Origin of the sequence: Campylobacter sp. P0103 (assembly GCF_002139545.1) — a bacterium.
In the GTDB taxonomy this organism is placed as follows: Bacteria; Campylobacterota; Campylobacteria; order Campylobacterales; family Campylobacteraceae; genus Campylobacter; species Campylobacter devanensis.
Genome location: NZ_MJKG01000001.1, coordinates 327,835 through 348,772, shown reverse-complemented (window position 1 = coordinate 348,772; position 20,938 = coordinate 327,835). Strand labels below are relative to the sequence as shown.

General features: G+C 33.0%; 18 protein-coding genes and 1 tRNA gene. 12 read left to right on the top strand and 7 right to left on the bottom strand.

Annotation, left to right across the window (positions count from 1 at the left end; all coding sequences use genetic code 11):
• The first annotated feature begins 6 nt into the window (after positions 1-6).
• The 10 genes from hisB (at position 7) to CIGNP103_RS01740 (ending at position 7,029) form a co-directional block, all read left to right on the top strand.
• Positions 7-579, top strand: coding sequence for an imidazoleglycerol-phosphate dehydratase HisB (gene hisB, locus CIGNP103_RS01785; protein ID WP_086268483.1), 573 nt, complete (start codon positions 7-9; stop codon positions 577-579).
• Positions 576-1,064 (top strand): KdsC family phosphatase, encoded by a 489-nt coding sequence (locus CIGNP103_RS01780; RefSeq protein WP_086227840.1) that lies wholly within the window; start codon positions 576-578, stop codon positions 1,062-1,064. Before hisB ends, CIGNP103_RS01780 begins: the two co-directional genes overlap by 4 nt.
• On the top strand, positions 1,055-1,570 hold the full coding sequence (locus tag CIGNP103_RS01775; RefSeq protein ID WP_086224189.1) for a hypothetical protein: 516 nt from the start codon (positions 1,055-1,057) through the stop codon (positions 1,568-1,570). Before CIGNP103_RS01780 ends, CIGNP103_RS01775 begins: the two co-directional genes overlap by 10 nt.
• Positions 1,555-2,028: a lipopolysaccharide transport periplasmic protein LptA gene (gene lptA / locus CIGNP103_RS01770; RefSeq protein WP_236847405.1), complete on the top strand. Its 474-nt coding sequence runs from the start codon at positions 1,555-1,557 to the stop codon at positions 2,026-2,028. Before CIGNP103_RS01775 ends, lptA begins: the two co-directional genes overlap by 16 nt.
• The gene (gene yihA, locus CIGNP103_RS01765; protein WP_086224191.1) at positions 2,025-2,621 is read left to right on the top strand and encodes a ribosome biogenesis GTP-binding protein YihA/YsxC; all 597 of its coding nucleotides are present in this window, start codon (positions 2,025-2,027) and stop codon (positions 2,619-2,621) included. Before lptA ends, yihA begins: the two co-directional genes overlap by 4 nt.
• On the top strand, positions 2,618-3,076 hold the full coding sequence (locus CIGNP103_RS01760) for an N-acetyltransferase (protein ID WP_086224192.1): 459 nt from the start codon (positions 2,618-2,620) through the stop codon (positions 3,074-3,076). The genes yihA and CIGNP103_RS01760 overlap by 4 nt, the downstream gene beginning before the upstream one ends.
• A complete protein-coding gene (locus CIGNP103_RS01755; RefSeq protein WP_236847404.1) occupies positions 3,043-3,531 on the top strand; it encodes a hypothetical protein in 489 nt (162 codons plus the stop codon). The genes CIGNP103_RS01760 and CIGNP103_RS01755 overlap by 34 nt, the downstream gene beginning before the upstream one ends.
• Positions 3,528-5,339, top strand: a complete 1,812-nt coding sequence (mrdA, locus tag CIGNP103_RS01750; protein ID WP_086227843.1) for a penicillin-binding protein 2 — start codon at positions 3,528-3,530, stop codon at positions 5,337-5,339. The genes CIGNP103_RS01755 and mrdA overlap by 4 nt, the downstream gene beginning before the upstream one ends.
• Before the next feature lie 9 nt (positions 5,340-5,348).
• Positions 5,349-6,860: a sodium/proline symporter PutP gene (gene putP / locus CIGNP103_RS01745; protein WP_086241169.1), complete on the top strand. Its 1,512-nt coding sequence runs from the start codon at positions 5,349-5,351 to the stop codon at positions 6,858-6,860.
• A 92-nt stretch (positions 6,861-6,952) separates the two neighbouring features.
• A tRNA-Ile gene (locus tag CIGNP103_RS01740) sits at positions 6,953-7,029 on the top strand.
• A gap of 230 nt (positions 7,030-7,259) precedes the next feature.
• Here the strand turns inward: CIGNP103_RS01740 and CIGNP103_RS01735 are convergent.
• The 7 genes from CIGNP103_RS01735 to CIGNP103_RS01705 form a co-directional block, all read right to left on the bottom strand.
• Positions 7,260-10,112 (bottom strand): DEAD/DEAH box helicase family protein, encoded by a 2,853-nt coding sequence (locus tag CIGNP103_RS01735; RefSeq protein WP_086268481.1) that lies wholly within the window; start codon positions 10,110-10,112, stop codon positions 7,260-7,262.
• Positions 10,113-10,121: 9 nt separating this feature from the next.
• Complete coding sequence (locus CIGNP103_RS01730) at positions 10,122-10,706, bottom strand: hypothetical protein (RefSeq protein ID WP_141082225.1); 585 nt, start codon at positions 10,704-10,706, stop codon at positions 10,122-10,124.
• Positions 10,707-10,789: 83 nt separating this feature from the next.
• On the bottom strand, positions 10,790-11,800 hold the full coding sequence (locus tag CIGNP103_RS01725; protein WP_086268479.1) for an AAA family ATPase: 1,011 nt from the start codon (positions 11,798-11,800) through the stop codon (positions 10,790-10,792).
• Positions 11,793-12,911: a DUF262 domain-containing protein gene (locus CIGNP103_RS01720; RefSeq protein ID WP_086268478.1), complete on the bottom strand. Its 1,119-nt coding sequence runs from the start codon at positions 12,909-12,911 to the stop codon at positions 11,793-11,795. Before CIGNP103_RS01720 ends, CIGNP103_RS01725 begins: the two co-directional genes overlap by 8 nt.
• Before the next feature lie 34 nt (positions 12,912-12,945).
• Positions 12,946-14,226, bottom strand: a complete 1,281-nt coding sequence (locus CIGNP103_RS01715) for a restriction endonuclease subunit S (RefSeq protein ID WP_086268477.1) — start codon at positions 14,224-14,226, stop codon at positions 12,946-12,948.
• Positions 14,219-16,204: a type I restriction-modification system subunit M gene (locus CIGNP103_RS01710; protein ID WP_086268476.1), complete on the bottom strand. Its 1,986-nt coding sequence runs from the start codon at positions 16,202-16,204 to the stop codon at positions 14,219-14,221. Before CIGNP103_RS01710 ends, CIGNP103_RS01715 begins: the two co-directional genes overlap by 8 nt.
• Before the next feature lie 181 nt (positions 16,205-16,385).
• Positions 16,386-17,603 (bottom strand): ammonium transporter, encoded by a 1,218-nt coding sequence (locus tag CIGNP103_RS01705; RefSeq protein WP_086268475.1) that lies wholly within the window; start codon positions 17,601-17,603, stop codon positions 16,386-16,388.
• Between the two features lie 235 nt (positions 17,604-17,838).
• Here CIGNP103_RS01705 and CIGNP103_RS01700 point away from each other — a divergent pair, with 235 nt between their 5' ends.
• Together CIGNP103_RS01700 and CIGNP103_RS01695 are read left to right on the top strand one after the other, a co-directional pair.
• Positions 17,839-19,416: a flagellin B gene (locus CIGNP103_RS01700; protein WP_086268474.1), complete on the top strand. Its 1,578-nt coding sequence runs from the start codon at positions 17,839-17,841 to the stop codon at positions 19,414-19,416.
• Positions 19,417-19,639: 223 nt separating this feature from the next.
• The gene (locus CIGNP103_RS01695) at positions 19,640-20,812 is read left to right on the top strand and encodes a UDP-N-acetylglucosamine 4,6-dehydratase (protein WP_086268473.1); all 1,173 of its coding nucleotides are present in this window, start codon (positions 19,640-19,642) and stop codon (positions 20,810-20,812) included.
• The last annotated feature ends 126 nt before the right edge of the window (positions 20,813-20,938 follow it).

The following is a 20,938-nucleotide window of genomic DNA, read 5'->3' as shown; positions in this document are numbered from 1 at the left end:
AATATAATGATAAAAAAACAAAGAAAAACAAAAGAGACTGATATTAGTTTAGAGCTTGAAATCTATGGAAGCGGTAATAGTGATATAGATACTGGTATTGGATTTTTTGATCATATGTTAACTGCATTTGCAAAGCACTCTTTAATGGATATTAAGCTTTATTGCAAAGGAGATTTACATATAGATGATCACCATAGCGTAGAAGATTGCGGTATCGTACTAGGTCAAGCTATCAAGGAAGCTCTATATCCGCTTGGTAGCGTGGAGAGATACGGCAATGCAGTTGTAGTGATGGATGAGGCTGCTGTGGAGTGTGCTTTGGATCTATCTAATAGACCTTTTTTGGTCTATGAATCGCAGATGAATCCAAAGATTGGGGACTTTGATAGTGAGCTTGTAGAGGAGTTTTTTAGAGCACTTGCAATGAATTCAAGCATTACCTTGCACATAATCAAGCAAAGAGGTACAAACTCTCACCATATAGCAGAAGCTACATTTAAGGCTTTTGCTGTGGCATTTCGTAGGGCTGTGGCTAAAAATGATAAGATAGGAATTCCAAGCACCAAAGGCGTATTATGATAGAGATAATATTTTTAGATGTTGATGGATGTATGAGTGATGGTGGTCTTTATAAGACTAATTTATCTGATGAATTTAAAAGATTTGATGTAAAAGATGGATTTGCCATACAACAGTGGAATCGTATGGGTAAAATTTCGGCCATAATTACAGGTAAAAGCTCTCAAATCGTAGCTGATAGAGCCAAAGAGCTAGAGGTTAAGTATTGTTTTCAAGGTGTAAGCGATAAACTTGCTAAGGCTAAAGAGATTTTAGAATTAGAAGGATTAAGTTTAGAAAATGCAGCTGCTATTGGCGATGATTTAAATGATATGAAATTGTTAAAAAATGTAGCTATTAGTTTTGCACCAAATGATGCTTTTGAAGCGCTTACTCCAGATATAAAATTAAGTAAAAATGGCGGTTATGGTGCAGTTAGAGAGATGATAGAAATTATCATTGATAGAGAAAATTTACGTGATGAGTGGATTGGGCGTTGGCTATAAAAATTTTTTATTTTGTTGTGGCTCTTTTTAGTATGAGCGTAGTGGCGTTAATGTTACAAAACCCATATGAAACTAGCCTGCAAAGTAACAGTATAAAGGTAGCAAATATGCAAGCAGATGGAGTAATAAGCTATGAGATAAATGCTACAAATACATATGCTAAATTTACATCTAAAAGTGTTATAGCCTATGATGATTATAATGAATTTATTCAGCCAAATGTTACCTTTATCCAAAAAGATAGACACAACATCACCTCAAATGAGGCTATTTATAAAGATAATAATATAACATTTTTTGGCGATGTGAGATATCTAAATTTAGATACCAATTTGCGATACAACTCTAGTGAAATTCAGTATCTAATGATGGAGAAAACATTATTAAGCAGTGTCCCATTTGAATTATTGCAAAATAGCGATAAAATAGTAGGAAAAAGCGTGATATATGCACTTGATAGTAATCATATCGTTGCAAAAGGAGTTAAAGGTTGGTTTTACAAATAGTTAAATCTTTTATAGTTGTTGCATTCTTTTATGGTGTAGTAAGTGCAAATCAGGTCGAAGTAAGTGCTGATAGCTTCTATGCTGATGAGAAAGTAGGACTTGGAGAACTTGTAGGTAATGTATTAATTAAAAAAGGTAAAAGCGATACATTAACTGCAAATCGTGTTAAAATTTACTTTGATAAAAATCGAAAACCGCAAAAATATGAGGCAATAAGTAATGCCAAATTTAGTATCTTACTAGATGGTAAAAAGTATAATGGTAGTGGCGATTTACTAACCTATGAGCCAAAAGGGCAAATTTACACCTTAAAAGGTAGTGCATTTTTGCATGAAGTTGATAGTGATAAGAAAATTTTTGGTGATGAAATTATAGTAGATCAGTTAAAAGGTGTTTATAGTGTCAAAAGCAAGGATAAAAAGCCAGTTAAATTTATATTTCAGGTAGAAGATAAATGAGAATCGTAAGTGCTAAGTTTTTACTCTCAGCTCAAGGAGTTGATGATTCTCCTGAGTTTGGTATAAGCGAAGTGGCGTTTTTAGGGCGTAGTAATGTTGGTAAAAGCTCTATTATTAATGCACTAACTAATCACCATGGCTTGGCTAAATCTAGCTCTACACCAGGTAAAACTCAGCTAATTAACTATTTTGAGGTTATAGTCGATAATGGCGAGGATAAGGTTCCATTGATTTTTGTGGATTTACCTGGGTTTGGTTACGCTAAAGTTAGTAAAAGTATGCATAATGCATGGCAAAAAAATCTAGATAAATATTTGCGTGAACGCATTAGTATAAAGGCTTTTATCCATTTGATAGATTCTAGACATGCGGGGCTGCAAAAAGATGAAAATCTTGGTTTGTATCTAAATGAATTTGTCCGACCTGACCAGAATGTATTAAATATTTACACAAAATCAGATAAACTAAATCAGAGTCAAAAGTCAGCTGTTTTAAAGATTGATCCAGCTGCGATTTTGGTATCAAGTAGTAAAAAAATCGGTATAGATAAAGCGACAAAAGCGATATATAATGCAGTATTTGGTGTAAAATGATAGAGTATAAAAAAGCAAGATTAAAAGATATAGCTAGTATGCAGATTTTGGTTCGCCCTGAGATTGAAAATGGGGTGATTTTGCCTAGAAGTGATGATGAGATAGCTACTAATATTCGCTCATATACATTGGCTTTTGATGATGATAGGCTCATTGGATATAGCGCTCTTCATATTCACGCAGCAAATTTAGCTGAGGTTAGAAGCTTGATAGTTGATGGGGCCTATAGAGGCAAAGGCGTAGGTAGTGGACTAGTAAATGCCTTATTAGCTCAGGCTAGAGAGCTTGAGATTGCTCAAGTTTTTACTCTTACTTATAGAAGTGAATTTTTTAAAAACTTAGGGTTTGAAGAAATTTCTAAAGAGAAGCTTCCAGCGCAAAAAATTTGGGCCGATTGCATAAAATGCAAACACTTTCCAGTATGCAACGAAATAGCACTAATTCACAATCTCTAAGATTTAGCCTTTTTTTTATATCTATTATAGGCTATGAGATATTTAGTTTAACATCGCTATTTTTACCATCTCTTATAGGGATATTTTTTGCTTATTTAATAATACTTAGTGATGAGATTGAGCGAACGCTTGGAGTAAAAGATAAAAGATGGTATCTAACTGTAGCCTTTTTATTTTTTGCTGAACAATTAAATGGATTTGAGTTTTGCTCGGTGCTTTTAGCATGGTTGTTATTTTACTATCTTCTTGATGATTGGCTAAAGACAAATATCAAATGGAGAAAGCTATTAATAACTATATATGTATTTTCAGGCTATATTCTTACTTTGGTTATGAGTAATATTGCACTTTATATACTTAATCAGCCTCGTCTTGAGCTAAGCTATGAGTATTTGCTATATGCTGCGATAGAATCACTAATAGCACTTGTAATATTTAGAGGGCGGGTGCTATGAGGCTAACTATTGTATATGGAATTATCGTTCTTGTATGGATTATTTTGCTTACTCGTATCTATTATTTAAGTATTAAATCAAATGAGTATTATGAGCAGATTGCCGAAAAAAATGCAATAAAAACTGAAGATATTGCTCCGGTTCGTGGTCAAATTTTAGATAAAAATGGCCAGCCTTTAGCAGTAAATAAATTAGGATTTGAGATCTCTATTAAGCCACATTTAAGACGAAATTTAAAAGTATTAGATGATGAGATAAACTTTATAATCTCAGTGTTTCCAGATTTAAACGCTACAAAGCTAAAAAGGGAGTATATAAAAAATGACTCTCCTTATTCACAAGATTTTGTAAATGTTGTAAATTTTTTAGATTATGATAGAGTTTTACCACATTTTGCTAGGCTAAATTTGCGTGAAAATACCTCGGTAAATCCAGTTTCTATCCGTCATTATCCATTAGGTGAGTTAGCTAGCCATGTTATTGGATATGTTGGTAGGGCAAATTTAAAAGATATAGAGGCAAATCCGCTTTCAAAACTGACTAACTATACAGGTCGTAGTGGAATTGAGCGCTATTATAATGAAATTTTACAAGGAGTAGAAGGTCAAAGAACTACCAAGGTTACTGCACTAAATAAGGTTGTAGAAGAGATTGGTTATATTAAGCCAAGCAGCACTGATATATCTTTAACTATTGATTTGGAATTACAAAAGTACTTATATCAAGCTTTTGATCGTCCAGCTGGTGCGGTAGTAGTTATGGATGGAATTGATGGATCTATTTTAGCAGCAGCAAGCTTGCCAGAGTATGATTTGAATCAATTTGTAACTGGTATTAGTCAAAGCGATTGGAATGAGATGATGAATAATCCAGATCATCCATTTACTAATAAATTAATAAATGCACTATATCCACCTGGAAGTGTTGTAAAGATGGCGATGGGTATGGCATTTTTTGAGAGTGGAAAATATGCACCAACATCACGGATACTTTGTGATCCATATCTTGAGCTAGGTGATAGAAAATTTAGAAATTGGAAAAATTATGGCTCTGAGATGATGACTATAGTCGAGGCTTTGCGTGATAGCTGTGATACATATTTTTATCGTGGAGCATATAATGTAGGAATTGATATTATGGCGCCAGTTCTTAGACGCTATGGCTTTGGAGTTAAAACTGGAGTTGATTTGCCAAATGAGTATATAGGAATTGTTCCAGATGCTCAGTGGAAAAAAATGAGATTAAATCAGCCATGGTATCAAGGTGATACTATTAATACTAGTATAGGTCAGGGTAGCTTCTTAGCAACTCCTATGCAAGTAGCTAGAGATACGGCAATTTTTGCAATGGGGCATGATGTTACACCGCATTTTATTGGTAGTATCAATGGAGTGCCTCAAGAGTGGCATGCTAGAGATATTTTAAGCCAAAAAGAAAAATCAGCTCTAAAATATATAAGAGAAGGAATGCATGCAGTAGCTAATATTCCAGGCGGTACAGGATTTAGAGTATTAAGCCCATCAAAGGTTACCATAGCAGCTAAATCAGGTACTGCTCAAGTAGTAGGAATTAGTCAAGAAGATAAGGTGCGCATAAAAGAGGTTGATATGGAATATTATGAGCGCTCACATGCATGGATGACAGGATATGCTCCATACGAGAATCCTAGATATATAGTAACTGTATTAGTAGAACATGGTGCAAGCGGCGGAGGTGCGGCTGGACCGATACTTGCTAGAATTTTTGATAAGCTTGCAGATATGGGTTATATAGATGAAAAATATTTAAAGAAAAAAAACAGTAAATAAGGAGAGAATTTGGATTTTACTACCTATTTAGCTATTGGGCTATATTTTGCGGTGCTTTTGGTGATTGGTCGCCTAGCTTATAATAAAAAGTCAAATTTAAATGAGTACTTGCTAGATAATCGCTCTTTAGGGCCATTTATGACCGCATTAAGTGCTGGTGCTAGCGATATGAGTGGTTGGATGCTTCTTGGATTGCCTGGAGCGTTGTATCTAAGTGGAATTTGTAATGCATGGATTGCTATAGGACTTAGCATTGGTGCGTGGGCGAATTATAAGTATTTAGCCAGTAGGCTTAGGGTATATACTGAAATTTCTGGCGATAGCATTACTATTCCTGATTATTTAGAAAATAGATTTAAGGATAAAACAAAAGTCTTACGCATAATTTCAGGAATTTTTATTTTGGTATTCTACACACTTTATGTAAGTAGTGGTATCATCGCAGGAGGCAAGACATTTGAGAGCTTTTTTGGTTTAGATTTTGCTCTTGGTGCTGCAGTAACTCTATTTATAGTGGTATTTTATACATTTTTTGGCGGATTTAAGGCTGTGTGTCTAACTGATGCATTCCAAGGTATTTTAATGTTTTTAGTGTTGGTCTGTATCCCATTAGTAGCATATTTTAGTATTGATATTCCAGAAGGCTCAAGCTTTTTTGCGCTTTTAAATGAGTATAGTCACGCAGCAAATTATGACCATTTAAATATCTTTGCCGGACAGACATTTTTAGGTATTTTGGGGCTTTTGGCTTGGGGATTTGGTTATTTTGGTCAGCCGCATATTATTGTGCGGTTTATGGCTATTAGAGATGCTAAAGAGCTTAGCTCGGCTAGACGCATTGGAATTTCATGGATGGTTATTGGCTTAGTTGGTGCGATGGCTAGTGGGCTTATTGGTTTTGTATATTTTTCGCAAAATGGCAATCCTTTATTTGATCCAGAGACTGTATTTTTAAAGCTTGGTGACACTTTATTTCACCCATTTATTGTAGGTGTGATTATTTCAGCAGTTTTAGCAGCCATTATGAGTACTATATCATCTCAGCTTTTAGTTAGCGCTAGTTCTGTTACTAGGGATTTTATCTTTGCTTTTTATAAACATGATGTAAGCGATAGAACTCAGGTATTGACGGGGCGAATTTCGGTTATAATTGTAGCTGTGATTGCTACAATTATTGGATTTAATTCTAGCGATACAGTACTTGGAGTTGTGGGTAATGCATGGGCTGGATTTGGTGCGAGCTTCGGACCTGTTTTATTATTTAGTCTATATTCACGTCATATGAGCGCCTTATCTGCGCTTGCTGGAATTATAATCGGTGGTGTAACGGTACTTTTATGGATATTATTTGGTCTTTCAAGTATAGTTTATGAATTATTGCCTGCATTCTTGCTATCATCTCTTGTAATCTGGCTGGTAAATCGCTATAACAATATGTTAGAAAGAATGTCGCAAGAGCCAAATTCATCTGTTATTAATGATGAATTTAATAAAATGAGAGATAAACAAAGTCAGCTTTAAAGATAAATTTATCTAGTCTAATTTTAATTTTTAGAGTTGTTTTATATAGATTTAAGGAATTATTCTGTATAATTTCAACTCTTATTTCAAGTGGGTTTATAGCTCAGTTGGTTAGAGCATCCGGCTCATAACCGGATGGTCCCAGGTTCGAGTCCTGGTAAACCCACCACTTAAATTTCTTTTTTAAATTTTTAATATCTTTTTAATTTTTTTAAATTTTCTTTAATTTTTAAAATCTCTTTTTATAATGCTTTAAATACTTTAAACGCTGATTTTAAGGTCGTTTCTCTCTTAAAATCAAATTCAAATAGCTTTTCTAATGCTATTTAACCCAAATTTCATAACCTCAAAGCAAGGCTAAGAGCCGATGAAAATCGGCTATTTATGCCAAATTTTAACCTATCTTTTTTCTAAAATATCATAAATATTATCTCTAAATGGTATGAAAATTTCATTTATATAGGTTTGATTATTTAATAGTTGGCCGTATAAAGCACCAAATTGCGTATCATTATAATTATCTGTTAAAATATCATTTAATTCATCATTATAAAGTTTTGTAAAATCATCTTTATTATTATTTTTTGCTCCGCTTTGTAGCTTGGCGCTATTTAGTAGTTTCTCAGAGATATTTATAATAGCTTTAATTTGCGAGTTTTCTTCCATATTTAGACTAAGATTATCATTAATTTTTTTTATAATTATTGAGAGCTTTTCTAGCTTGCTAGAATCAATCTTCATTGAGCCAAAGGCACTCATCTCCATCACTGGATCTGGTTTAATATTTTCTTTTGTATGTGTTTGGTTTTTTAGTACTTGAACATTTATCACGCCTATGTCTATATCTATATTTTCGCTACTTCTATTTTCATTTATAAGCTGTTTGAGCAAAATTTCTATAAAAATATATCTATTCTTTAGCTTATCGCTAGAAATATCACCAAAAATGATTTTTAAGTGTAAAAAGATCTTTTTGTAGTTTGTAAGTAGCCCTTTAAACTCTATTTTATGCTTATCATCTAAATTATTTATTTGTGTTATTGCTTTTGTGAAATATGGCCTTATCATCTTTTGAGTATTATCATCTATATTAGAAATAGCAGCTGCTACCATCTTTTCTTCAAGTGGCATTAAGATATTATATCCATCTATTTTTGCGTTGATATCAAGTAAATCAGCCATATCAATGCCATCTTTTAGCATAGTTTGCGTATAATATGGCGCAAAACTACCAATAATATCATCAAATTTATTTACAAAATCAAGCACAAAAGTAGTTTTATGCGGAAATTCTGGGCAAATTCTATTTAGCCTTGATAGTGTTTGGACGGCGGTTATTCCGCTAAGGGCTTTGATGACATACATTATACAAAGCTTATTTTGGTCAAATCCTGTTTGGTATTTATTTGCGACAAAAAGCACCCTGCGCTCATCTTTATTAAATTCACTAGGCAAAGATGCTTCGCTTATGCCATTTATCCCGCTTTCGCTATACTCCACTCCGCCAACTTCTTTTTGACCGCTAAAAGCTATTAAAGGTTTAAAATCATATCTCCCCACGCAATACTCGCAAAAAGCTTGATAATATCTTATCACGCTTTCTATATCCTCGCACACCACCATAGCTTTAGCCTTGCTGTTTAGCATATCGCTACCGATATTAGCAAAATGCTCAGCTATCACAGCTACACGGCTTTTTATGATATCGGTATTATGTTTTATTATATCTCTTATTTTGCGTTTTGCTTGGTTTTGTTCTACCTCTTCATCGCTGCTTTTTAATACTATATTATAAAGAGTGTTATATGTTGTATAGTTATCAAGTACATTTAGGATATATCCTTCTTCTATCGCTTGTTTCATAGAGTATAGATGAAAAGGTACAAACATGCCATCTATCTCTTTACCAAATATTTGTAAAGTACTTTCTTTTGGTGTAGCTGTAAAGCCAAAAAGGCTTATATTCTTTGGTTTATTCTTTGCGCTAAATTCAGCACTAAGAGTATCTATCAAAGCCTCCATATTAGACCCGCTGGTGCTAGAGTGCGCTTCATCTATTATCACAGCACATTTGGTGTCAAAATTTTTTAATTCATCTTTGATATAAGAGAATTTTTGGATTGTAGAAATTATGATTTTTACACTATTTTTTATAGCATCTTTTAAATCTTTTGAGCTGTTATCATCGCCAAGAGCTTTTATAAATCCTTCTTGATGCTTGATCTTGTTTATCTCATTTTGCAGTTGTCTATCTACTACTATTCTATCGGTTACGATTATCACGCTTTCATATCTTACAGAGCCATCTTTATACAAAGATGCTAGCATATATGCCAGCCAAGCTATGCTTTTAGTCTTGCCAGATCCTGCGCTATGCTGGATTAAGTAGTTTTTATACTCTGAATTTTTCAAAATATCGCTTTTTACTTTATGTACTAGATCCATCTGGTGATAGCGTGGGAAAATCATAACCCCCTTATCATCAAATATAAAATTTTTAATCAAATCAATTATATTATCTTTTACCAATACCTCTTCCCATAGATACCATACATTGCTTATTTTGTCCTCTGCCTCATCATTTCCAGCCCCTGTCTCATTGTCCTTTCCTTTACCTTTATTAAAGGCTAGAAATTTAGTTTTGGATTTTTCTAGCTTTGTAGTCATATAGCACTCATACAGATCCAAAGCAAAAAACACAATCGCACCAAGCCTATTATCAAATAGCCTATTTTGCGGGTTTCTATCCTCTTTATACTGCTTTATAGCATCTTTATAATCCTGCCCTGAATAATTGCTTTTAAGCTCCATACAAGCAAACGCCACACCATTGACAAAAACCACTAAATCCACACGCTCTTTATTCTCATTATCGGCATTTACTTCTTGTATTATTGTGATTTTATTTTTTTCATATTTCTGGGCTAAATCAGCATTAAAACCAGAGCTTTCTTTGTTATAAACTAGCTCTAAGTTTGTATTATTTATCATTACGCCATTTTTTAAGCACTCTAGAATTCCATTTTTGATTATATAGTCATTGATTTTAGAGATTATCTCATCATCATTTAGCCCAAGTGAGTTAAGCTCCTTTTCTTGAGTGGATTTTAAAAACTCTAGTAGTATCTCTTTATCCATTGCTAAATTTTTATCATAATACTTTGCGCTTCGCTCTACAACTCCATTTTTAGCAAATTCTTTTATTATATCAGCTTGATATTGTCTTTTTTCATCATATATAGTTTTAGCCATTTTTGCCCTTTAAATTTCCCTAATTATATAAGTAAAATCTTTACTTGTATCAAAAAGATAATCAATTCCACTTGTTAAAATGATTTCTATTTTATTATCTATGATAATATATCTGTCATGTGTATTTTTATTGTTTAAATTATGAGCTTTGTCTATAGCTATTTTAGATTTTATTTTTGAACTTAGATTTTTATTTTTATTTAGTTCATTATAGGTATTTCTATCTAGATAAATATTGCATTGTATTTTGCATTCTTCTATCAATTTTTCTAAGCTAGCTAAATTATGATTCTTATAAATGTGCTTATCATAAATAAAAATAGATTTCGCATCTTTAAACAGTGCTTTAAAATGCTCTATAGCTTTATTTCTTTGCTCACCTGCCTTAAAAGTTGCGCTTAGATTATTTTCTATTCTATCCCTAAAAATATTCACATTTGGAAATTGATCATTATCATCACAGAGAATTAATCGAAATTTCGGTATTTTATTAAGAAGTGGTAAAAACCTATTCATATCAAATGAAGCAATTTCTTTGCTAGCATAGCTAAGCTGCTCTTTTGTAAAAATAAACTCACCTTTAAAATAACACAAAAGAGCTTCAATACATCGCAAATCAAATTCGCATTGATTTCTAAATTTAATATATTCTAATGCTAATTTATCGCTCAAACGCATTACAAAAGCTCCCACAATTCAGCAGAATTAGCATCAAAAAATCCACTTGGATACTTCCTTAAATTACCATTTTCATCTACAAATTTACCACTATTTCCTACATTTATTTTTTCAAAATCACTATTTTGATTCGCTTTATAATAAATTACTATATCACTAGAATCAAAATTTTTCTTACACACTTCATAGCAAGCGCTATTTATTATATGTTCTGAATGAGTTTCTAAGATAACTTGAACACCATTTTTAGCCAAAAATATAAAAAATTTAGCCATATTTGAAATGGCTTTTGGGTGTAAGTGAATCTCTGGATTTTCTACGATAAAAATATCGCCCTTTTTACAATTAAGCCCAATTATTAAAATTCTCAAAGCATAGCTAATTCCAGTTCCTACATTAAAAGGTGAAAGCTCTTTATCAATATTTCTAAAATAATATTTTATCTCAACAAAATTTTCATTTATTTTATTTGTTTGTACATCAAAATCAAGTTCAAAAATTTCTTTACACCAACGCCAAAGCTGACCTTTTAAGCTCTCATCATCTTTAAATCTGATAATCCCTGCTTTTTCTTGCCAATGTTTATCGAAATATCCAAAAGTATATTCACCTTTTACGCCAAACTTTTCATAATCATCATAATCCGCTAAATCCTCTGCCCCAGTGCGATTTGCACTAATAAAAAATAAATTTTCTTCAAATTTTAACTCTTTTGAGCAATAAATTTTATTGTTTTCATCGCCTTCATTTATTTTATAAACTTCCCCATTTAGCTCTATATCAACGCTATCTTTTTTGATAAAGACATTTCTAACAATGCTAAATTTATCAAATTTCTTTGTTAATCTTTGAAGCGAACGGCTGGTTTTATTGTCTAATGTAAGCAATATAGCGTGTAAAATAGATGATTTGCCAGATGAGTTAGTCCCTGTCAAAATCACCAAAGGCTTAAACTCAAAACTTTGCTCTTTTATGCTTTTAAAATTTGAAATTTTTAATTCTTTAATCATTAAGCAACCTTTCCATAGAGTCAAATCTAAATTTTATATTTTCTGCAGAATCAATACCATAAGTAATTCTCTCTGGCTTATCAAATTCATCTTTTTTAAACTTTTTTAGCTTTTGGATGTCTACCGCCACGCCTTTTTCAAGCGCTAAAACAAAAAGATAAACAACACTTTCAAATAGAAGCATATTTAAAGGTCGTTTTTTATTGTTTTTATTTTCAAACCTAAATAGCTCATCTGAGTCATTTTTTGTTATATTTTCCATGGCTTTTTTAAATTTATTTTTTAAATCATCTAAATTTAGCTCTTTTTCTTTATTATTTATCTCCTTCATCGCATTAGCAAGGATTTCATCAATGCTGCCTTCAATTTTGGTTTCTATTTTTTCTTGCCTAATTAGATAAAAAACTATAAATCTTAATATCAAATATCTATCTTTCATTGTCTTTATAGCATTTTCTTTAAGCTTAGTTGCTTTTTTGAAGTTTTCATCACGGCTTAATTCATTAATAAGCTTAGTGCTAGCACCTTGATAGAGTGCATTTCTCATCTCTTGGTGATTTAGCTGTGTTCCACCACGATTTAATCTATCAAAAAGATTAAATTTAATATCTTCATTTGTAGGCGGTAATAGGGCGTAAATTTCTAGTTGATAATCCTCAAAGCTATTTTGAAGCAATGGTTCTAATTCGCTAAATTTTTTACCATTTAATTCGCTTAAAATTGTTAGTTTTGAAAGTTTTAATTCATCTTTGTAAAATTGCCTAATAGCATGCAGTCTTTGTCTGCCATCTACTACTTGTCTCATACCGCTACTTGTCTGAAATAGATAAAACACAGGCAATGGAATTCCTATCAAAATACTTTCTATCAGCTCTGATTTTTGCTTTTCATTCCATCTATCATCATCTCTTTGAAACTCTGGGTTTAGCTCTATTAGTCCACGCTCCGGATTGTCCAATTTTCTATTAATCTCAAAAATACTTGTTCTTTCTTTGCTAATGCGCAAATTTTCTTTATAATCCTTTTTTAAATTCTCTGCTAGTGTATTTAAGCTTTCTTCGCCTTCAAAGCCTTCAAATTCTTCATTTTTATTACCTACTTCATTATTCATTCTAACTCCTTTTGATTTTTGAAATTATAGCAATTTAAATCTCTTTTTTGCCCGTTACGCACTCGTAGATTAGGGATTTTTTATACTCTTTTAGTGCGGTAATCTGCTTAGTATAATTCTCATTTAATCTATCTATTTTTTCGCACTTTTTATCTAGAAATTCTGCTATTTCTTTTTGCTCATTGAGTGGCGGGACAATTAACTTAATTAAAGCAAAATTTGAATAACGCATGGCTTGACCATCTCTAATCAAATTTGTAGTAGATTGAAGTGCATCTATATATTTTGACGATTTAAAAAGCCACCTAAAATAGCGATTATTAACAAATTTAGAATTTGGTATAAGCATAACATAAGCAGAACTTATAGAACCACTAACATTGCTATATTCTAATCCACCTTGAAAGCTTCTCATGCTTATAACAAAATCGCCTACTTCAACATGTTTTAAAATATCAAAGCCTTTTAGCACTTTTACCATATTGTAGCCTGTTTTTCGTGTATATTCTTCTTGCGAAATAATACCAAATTCCTGACTGGCTGTGTATTGAATTTCACCACTTTTTGCTTTTTGATTTCTTTGTTTAAATAGAATTTTAGGATTTATAACTTGCCAATCGCTAGGAATTTGCGGACACCAAGGGATCCCGCTATCTTTGAATTCCATATTTGTAGGATTTAGCCCTGTGGTTACACACTCGCTTATGAGTGATTTTTTATACTCTTTTAAGCTCTTAATTTTTCTCTCTAAATTGCTTAATCTTTTGTCAATTATCTCGCACTTTTTATCTAGAAATTCGGCTATTTTCTTTTGCTCATTGAGTGGGGGTAAAGGTAAAAAAACATTATTTAAATTTGACATAGGAATTCTCATACGAATTTCTAGAATTCCATTGCCAAGACCTTTTAAAGAATTTTGAAATACGCTAGTTTGAAAAACATAATTATAAAATTTTATATTTGAATTTTCTTTTGAATATAACGCATAATACACAGGACTTATCGCACCAAAATAACTTGATAAACCAACAGAACCGATTACTACATTCATACTATTTAAAATAATATCATTTGGATAAGCTAACTTATAGCCCGTAATATCATCTTTTGAGATATTGCCTTGCGCTCCTTTTTCGCTATACGGGATAACGCCTTTTTCATTTGTTAAAGATAAAATAAAATCAGTTTTAACCGGCTTATTATTTTCTTTGCGTTCATTTAATATAAATTTTAGCCTTTTAATCTCCCAATGTTTTGGAATTTGACCTATCCAAGGGATCCCGCTATCTTTGAATTCAATATTTTGCTTACTCATCAAATATACCGCTTTCAAGCTCAATTGCTTCTTTTTCTAGGTTTTTGAATTCTATTTTTATCTCATCAGTGCTTTTAGGGCTTTGGTATTTGTAAAAATAGCGAGTAAATGGAATTTCGGCGCCGATTTTGCCTTCATCAAAGGCTTTTGCTAGTGGCAGATGTGGCAAGACTTCGCTTTTCATGTATTCATCGATATTAGCGTTAATGTTGATTATCTCGCTATCACGGCTATCTTTATCGTAGATAATCTCGCCTTTTTTATCTCTTTGAATTTGCGCTTCATCGTCATCACGGCTAAATATTTTGGCTATTTTGTCTAGTGTTTTGGTATCTTTGATATCTAAAATTTGCTTTAAAAAGCTGATAAATTCATCTTTGTTTAGATATTTTTTACTATCTTTATGGTTATTTAATTTGCTTATTATCACACTAGCAAGCTCTTTGGCCTCTTTTTGTTTGGTTAGCTCTTTTTGCTCTTTTTGGTTTAATTCATCTTTGTTTTCTAATTCTGTTATTTTGGTGTCATTATAAAAGGCAGATTTCAAGCTCTCTAGGCTCTCATCTGTGATGGTATAGCTCTTTTGAAGTGGGGTCATTATGGTGTATTCTTTATAGATAAATTCGCTATTATTATAGATTTTACAATACTCATTCTCTTTAAAATCTTTGTAAATTTGGGTAATTTGTGCTATATTTTGCTCGTTTAGCTCGTTTCTTTTATTGCCCATTGATTTTCTAAGCTTTATATAGAAGCTACTAGCGTCGATTAGTGCTAGCTTGCCTTTTCTTTCATTTGGCTTGGATTTGCGTAGTATCCATATATAAGTAGCGATTCCAGTGTTATAAAAAAGATCTGTTGGCAAGGCGATAATGCTATCTATATAGTCATTTTCTAGTAGATAGCGACGAATTTGACTCTCGCCTGAGGTGGTATCGCCGCTAAATAGCGGAGAGCCGTTTTGGATGATGGCGATTTTGCCATTATCTTTGACCTTTTCTAGGGCTGATTGTAAAAAGAGAAGTTGCGCATCGCTTTTGGCTGGTAGTCCTGCCAAAAAGCGAGATTTGCTCTCATAGGCTAGTTTTACAGCGTCTTCTACACCATCTTTTGCTTTTTCTCCGCCCCATGAAGTGCCAAATGGTGGATTTTCGATGATGAAATCAAATTTTTCATTTGGGAATTCATTGTTTTTTAGGGTATCTGTTTTTAAAATATTTTTTTCATTTTGTCCTTTTATGAGTATATCGGCTTTACAGATAGCGTAGCTCTCGCCGTTGATCTCTTGGCCGTATAGATAAATTTGTGCTTTATTGTTTTGTGCTTTTAGCTTTTCATTTGCTATGCTTAGCATTCCGCCTGTTCCGCAAGCTTGGTCTAGGACTGAAATTACTTTATTATCGCCTTGTATATCTACACCAAAAAGTAAAATATCCACCATTAAAGCTATGATATCACGCCCTGTATAGTGATCGCCGGCTTCTGCATTTTCGCTAAATTTGCGGATTAGTTCTTCAAATATATAGCCCATTGTGTGATTTGGGACGATTTTGGGATCTAAGTCAAGTTCGCTAAAAGCTTTGATGATGCTAAAAAGGCAGTTTTCTTTACTCATTTTGTCTATCTGTTTTTGGAATTCTAGATTTTCAAATATCTCTTTGATATTGTCGCTAAAGCCATCTATATAATTTTTCAAATTTGCTTTTATGTTGTTTTGGTCGTTTCTAAGCTCTTTTAGATCAAATTTGCTTGTGTTATAAAATTTATATCCGCTTGCTTTTTCTAACACTTTTGCTGGGCAGTTTTTTTCGCTATTATACTTTTCTAGCACTTTGTTTTTGGTATCAGCTAAGGCGCACTCAAATCTGCGTAAAATAACCATGGGGATAATCACATCTTTATATTTATCACTGGTGTAGGCTCCACGGAGCTTATCAGCTATATTCCAAATAAAATTTACCTCTTTGCTAATATCCATTTTTATCCTTTGAATTTTTGATTATTGTCAAATATTATAACATAAATTAATATATTATTAACAAGAATTGTAAAATAGATCAAATAATTTGATTTAAGAATTTTGGAATTTAATTTCGCAGATTTAGTGGGCTCAAATACCATTAATCTGCGAATTTCATAGTATGAAGATAGTTTAAACTTTATCTTTTATAAGCGCTCTCGCCGTGTAGGCTAGCATCTAGACCTAGGCTCTCATGCTCACTATCTACACGAAGCGGGGTAAAATATGATATAACCTTAAATATCACAAAGCTAATAATAGCCGAAATCCCAAAGCAAACCACAACCCCCATAATCTGCTCTAAAAGCAAATGCGGATTAAAGCTTACAAATAATCCTTCAAATTCAATACTAGGATTTATCTCTTTAGTAGCAAATAGCCCCACACACAAAGCGCCCCATATACCACCAAATCCATGTAATGAAAAGGCGTCTAATGAGTCATCTAGTTTGAGTTTGTATTTGATAACTATCAATCCCCAAAAACAAACAATAGCTGTGCTAGCGCCGATTATTATACTAGCTGCTATGCCTACATATCCGCAACCTGGTGTGATACCTACAAGTCCAGCTACTAAGCCACTTAAAGAGCCTAATATGCTAGGTTTTTGTCTATTTAGAATTTCCATACATATCCAAGCTATATATCCGCTAGAAGCTGAAATAATAGTAACTATAAAGGCATTTACGGCGATCTCATCTACCTTTCCAGCGCTACCTGAGTTAAATCCTAACCAACCTATAAATAGCAAAATACCACCTAAAAAGGCATAAGGTATAGAGTGGGCTTGCTCACTGATATGCGCTATCTCTTTTCTAGCGCCCACCATCAAAACGCCAATTAACCCAGCTGTCCCCGCACTGATATGAACGACACCGCCACCAGCAAAATCCAGCCCACCACGAGTTAATAAAAATCCTTGCTCATCCCAGATCATATGAGCCAAAATCGCATAGACCAAAATACTCCAAAAGATCAAAAATATCGCTAAAACACCAAGCTTTACACGCCCAACAAGCGATCCTGTGATAACAGCACTTGCTATTAGGGCAAACATCATTTGGTATATCACATTTAGAAGTTGCGGGACTCCATTAGCATTTACACCTTCAACATTATTTAAAAAAGCAGCCGAAAGATCACCTATAATACCAAGGTAGTCACCCTCATAAGCTAATGAAAAGCCAACAAATATCCAAGTAAATGATACTAATCCAAAGACTATGAAGCAATTCATTATAGTATTTAATGCATTTTTAGCTTGAACTAGCCCAGAATAAAACATTGCTAGTGATGGAGTCATTAGCAAAACCAATAGCGAACAAAGCATTATAAATAGGGTGTTTATCGCATCCATTTATACTCCTTTTTTAAAAAATATTTGGCATAATATCAAAAACTCTATAAAAATTTACTTAATTAAGAAATTTTTAATATAAATTTTATGAGATAATTTAAAATTTACTCTAAATTCAATTTTGATTTTCATATATTTGGGTATAAAAATTTAAATTTTTGATAAATTTCAAATTTTGGAACACACATTGCTTATACCCCATCGAACTTTTAATTTTTTAAGAAAAGGACTTATAATGAGTTTTAGAATCAACACAAACGTAGCGGCTCTAAATTCACACGCAAACGCAATTGTAAATGATAGAGCACTTACTGGCTCTCTTGGTCGCCTTAGCTCAGGCCTTAGAATTCAAACAGCAGCTGATGATGCTTCTGGTATGGCGATAGCTGATAGTCTTCGCTCTCAAGCTAACTCCCTAGGTCAAGCCATTGCTAACGCTAATGATGCTGTAGGTATCATCCAAACTGCTGATAAAGCTATGGATGAACAGATTAAAATACTTGATACTATTAAAACTAAAGCTATCCAAGCAGCACAAGATGGTCAAAATGCTGATTCTAGAAGAGCACTTCAAAATGATATTAGCAGACTTCTAGAAGAACTAGATATGATAGCTACTACTACAAGCTTTAATGGCCAACAGCTACTAAATGGAAATTTTTCAAACAAAAACTTCCAAATAGGTGCTTATAGTAATGAAACAGCTAAAGTAAGCATAGGTGCTACAAACTCAAATACAATTGGGCATACTAGGTTTGAGACTACAAATAATGCAAGATATTCATCATTTAGTACAATTTCCAATGTGAGTGCTAGTGTAAAACTTAGCGGAATTGATGGATATCCTAATGGCTATGAATTTGAAAAACTTGATTATAAGATTTTTAGAACTGAAGGCTATAAAGCAATTGCTGATATGATGAATGGTGTAAGCGATAAAACTGGTGTAAGAGCAAAAGTTAATAATACTCAAATCTTTAGCAATACTATATCAGCTGGTTCTATTAAAGGCTTAATTATTAATGGTATAACTATTGGAAATATAACTACAAAAACAAATGATAGCGATAATGTTTTAATTGGTGCAATCAACGCTAAAAAAGATGAAACCGGAGTAGAGGCTAGCTTGCAAAATGGAAAACTAGTTTTAGCTAGTAAAGATGGTAGGGCTATTAGATTAAATATTTTATCTGGTGCAAGCTTTATGGGTGGATATACTGCTGGTACAAGCGCTCTTTATTCTACATCTGGTGGTGCGTTATTATTGGGCCAAATAACATTTATCCGCCAAGATGCTAGAGATATTAAAATTGGCTTGCAAGGTGGTCTATCTGCTATTAGCGGTATGTCTGCAGCTCCTATTAGTGAGGCAGTATCTGCTTCGGCTACATATAATGCTGCTAGCGTAAATTTAAAATATATGAACTCAGGAACAATTAGTGCAGCTATTGCTAAAGCAATGGGGTATTTTGATGGTGGAGCTTCTAATGCTGGTCAGTTGACAGACCAAAATGGTGGTGTAAATACTTATGGTGGTGCTCAGGCTATGGTTGATGTAGCTGAATCAGCTAGAAAAAGTCTAGATAGAATCAGAGCTGACCTAGGTTCAGTACAAAACCAATTAATAGCTACGCTAAATAACATCACAGTTACTCAAGTAAATGTAAAATCAGCTGAAAGCCAAATTCGTGATGTAGACTTTGCTAGTGAGAGTGCAAACTTCTCTAAATATAATATTCTAGCCCAAAGCGGAAGCTACGCTATGAGTCAGGCAAATGCTGTACAGCAAAATGTCTTAAAACTACTACAATAAGTTAGTTTTAGTAATATACATTTCATTGCTATGCAATGATAAAAGCCTCTTAACTCTACTCACGGTGTGCGGTCGTTCGTAGAGTGATTTAATCAACTCGCACTTTTAAAACTCATTAAACTTTACAAGTCCTTTTTACCTCTGGGAAACCAGAGGTAAAAGAGTATTAAATTTACTAAATTCAGCTATAAGTTGGTAAAATATAATCAAAAAAGAGTATAAAATGATTGATGTTTTAAATCTTATAGGTAGGAGTGAGTCGCTATTTGATAGTGATATGGCTAGACTTAAAGATGAATTAAATGAGCGTATTTCTAGTTCTAAATTTTTAGTAGTTGGTGGCGCTGGTAGTATCGGCTCAGCGGTAGTAAAAGAGATATTTGCTAGAGAGCCAATGCGTCTTGATGTAGTTGATATTAGTGAAAATAACTTAGTAGAGTTAGTGCGTGATATTAGAAGTAGTTATGGCTATATACAAGGTGAGTTTGCTACCTATGCTATAGATGCTGGATCGCAGATATTTGCTGATTTTATGGATTCTAAAGAGTATGATTATGTGCTAAATTTAAGTGCTTTAAAGCATGTAAGAAGCGAAAAGGATCCATATACATTAATGCGACTAATTCAAACAAATATATTCAATAGTGATGAATTGATGAAACGCTCAAAAAGATATTTCACTGTTAGTAGCGATAAAGCGGCCAATCCTGCTAATATGATGGGGGCTAGTAAACGAATTATGGAGATGTTTGCATTTTACAGATCAAATTTAACACCAGTAAGTATGGCTAGATTTGCAAATGTCGCCTTTAGCGATGGAAGCTTATTACACGGATTTGAACAACGAATTAAAAAGCTCCAGCCAATTGTAGCACCAAATGATGTTCGTAGATATTTTATAACGCCTAAGGAATCTGGCGAATTATGTTTATTAAGTGCGATATTTGGAGAAAATAGAGAGATTTTCTTTCCAAAGCTAGATGAGAAGCTAAATTTGATAAAATTCAGTGATATAGCGGTGCGTTATCTACATTCTAAAGGCTATGAGCCATATATATGTAAAAATGAAGATGAGGCTAGAGCAAAGGCTGCTCAACTAGCGCAAAATGGACAATGGGCGTGCCTATTTGGTAGTAGCGATACAACCGGCGAGAAAGATTATGAGGAGTTTTACACAGATAATGAGCAGTTAGATATGGAGCGGTTTGCTAGTATTGGCGTGATAGAGAATGAGCCGGTGATAAATGGGGCAGGTCTAAATACATTTGAGGCAAATATAAAATCAATGATAGCAGATGGAAAATTTGATAAATATGCAATAATGGCGGAATTTATGCAAGTTTTACCTGAGTTTAATCACATAGAAAAAGGGAGATATCTAGATGCAAAAATGTAAATATAGCAAACCACTATGTGAAGAGATAGTAAGATTTATCAAAAATGAATACAATAGTAAAAAATTTCTCTACATTCTCCAAGGCTTCTAGGTAGAGATGGAGTATCTATGGCAGTGTATTGATAC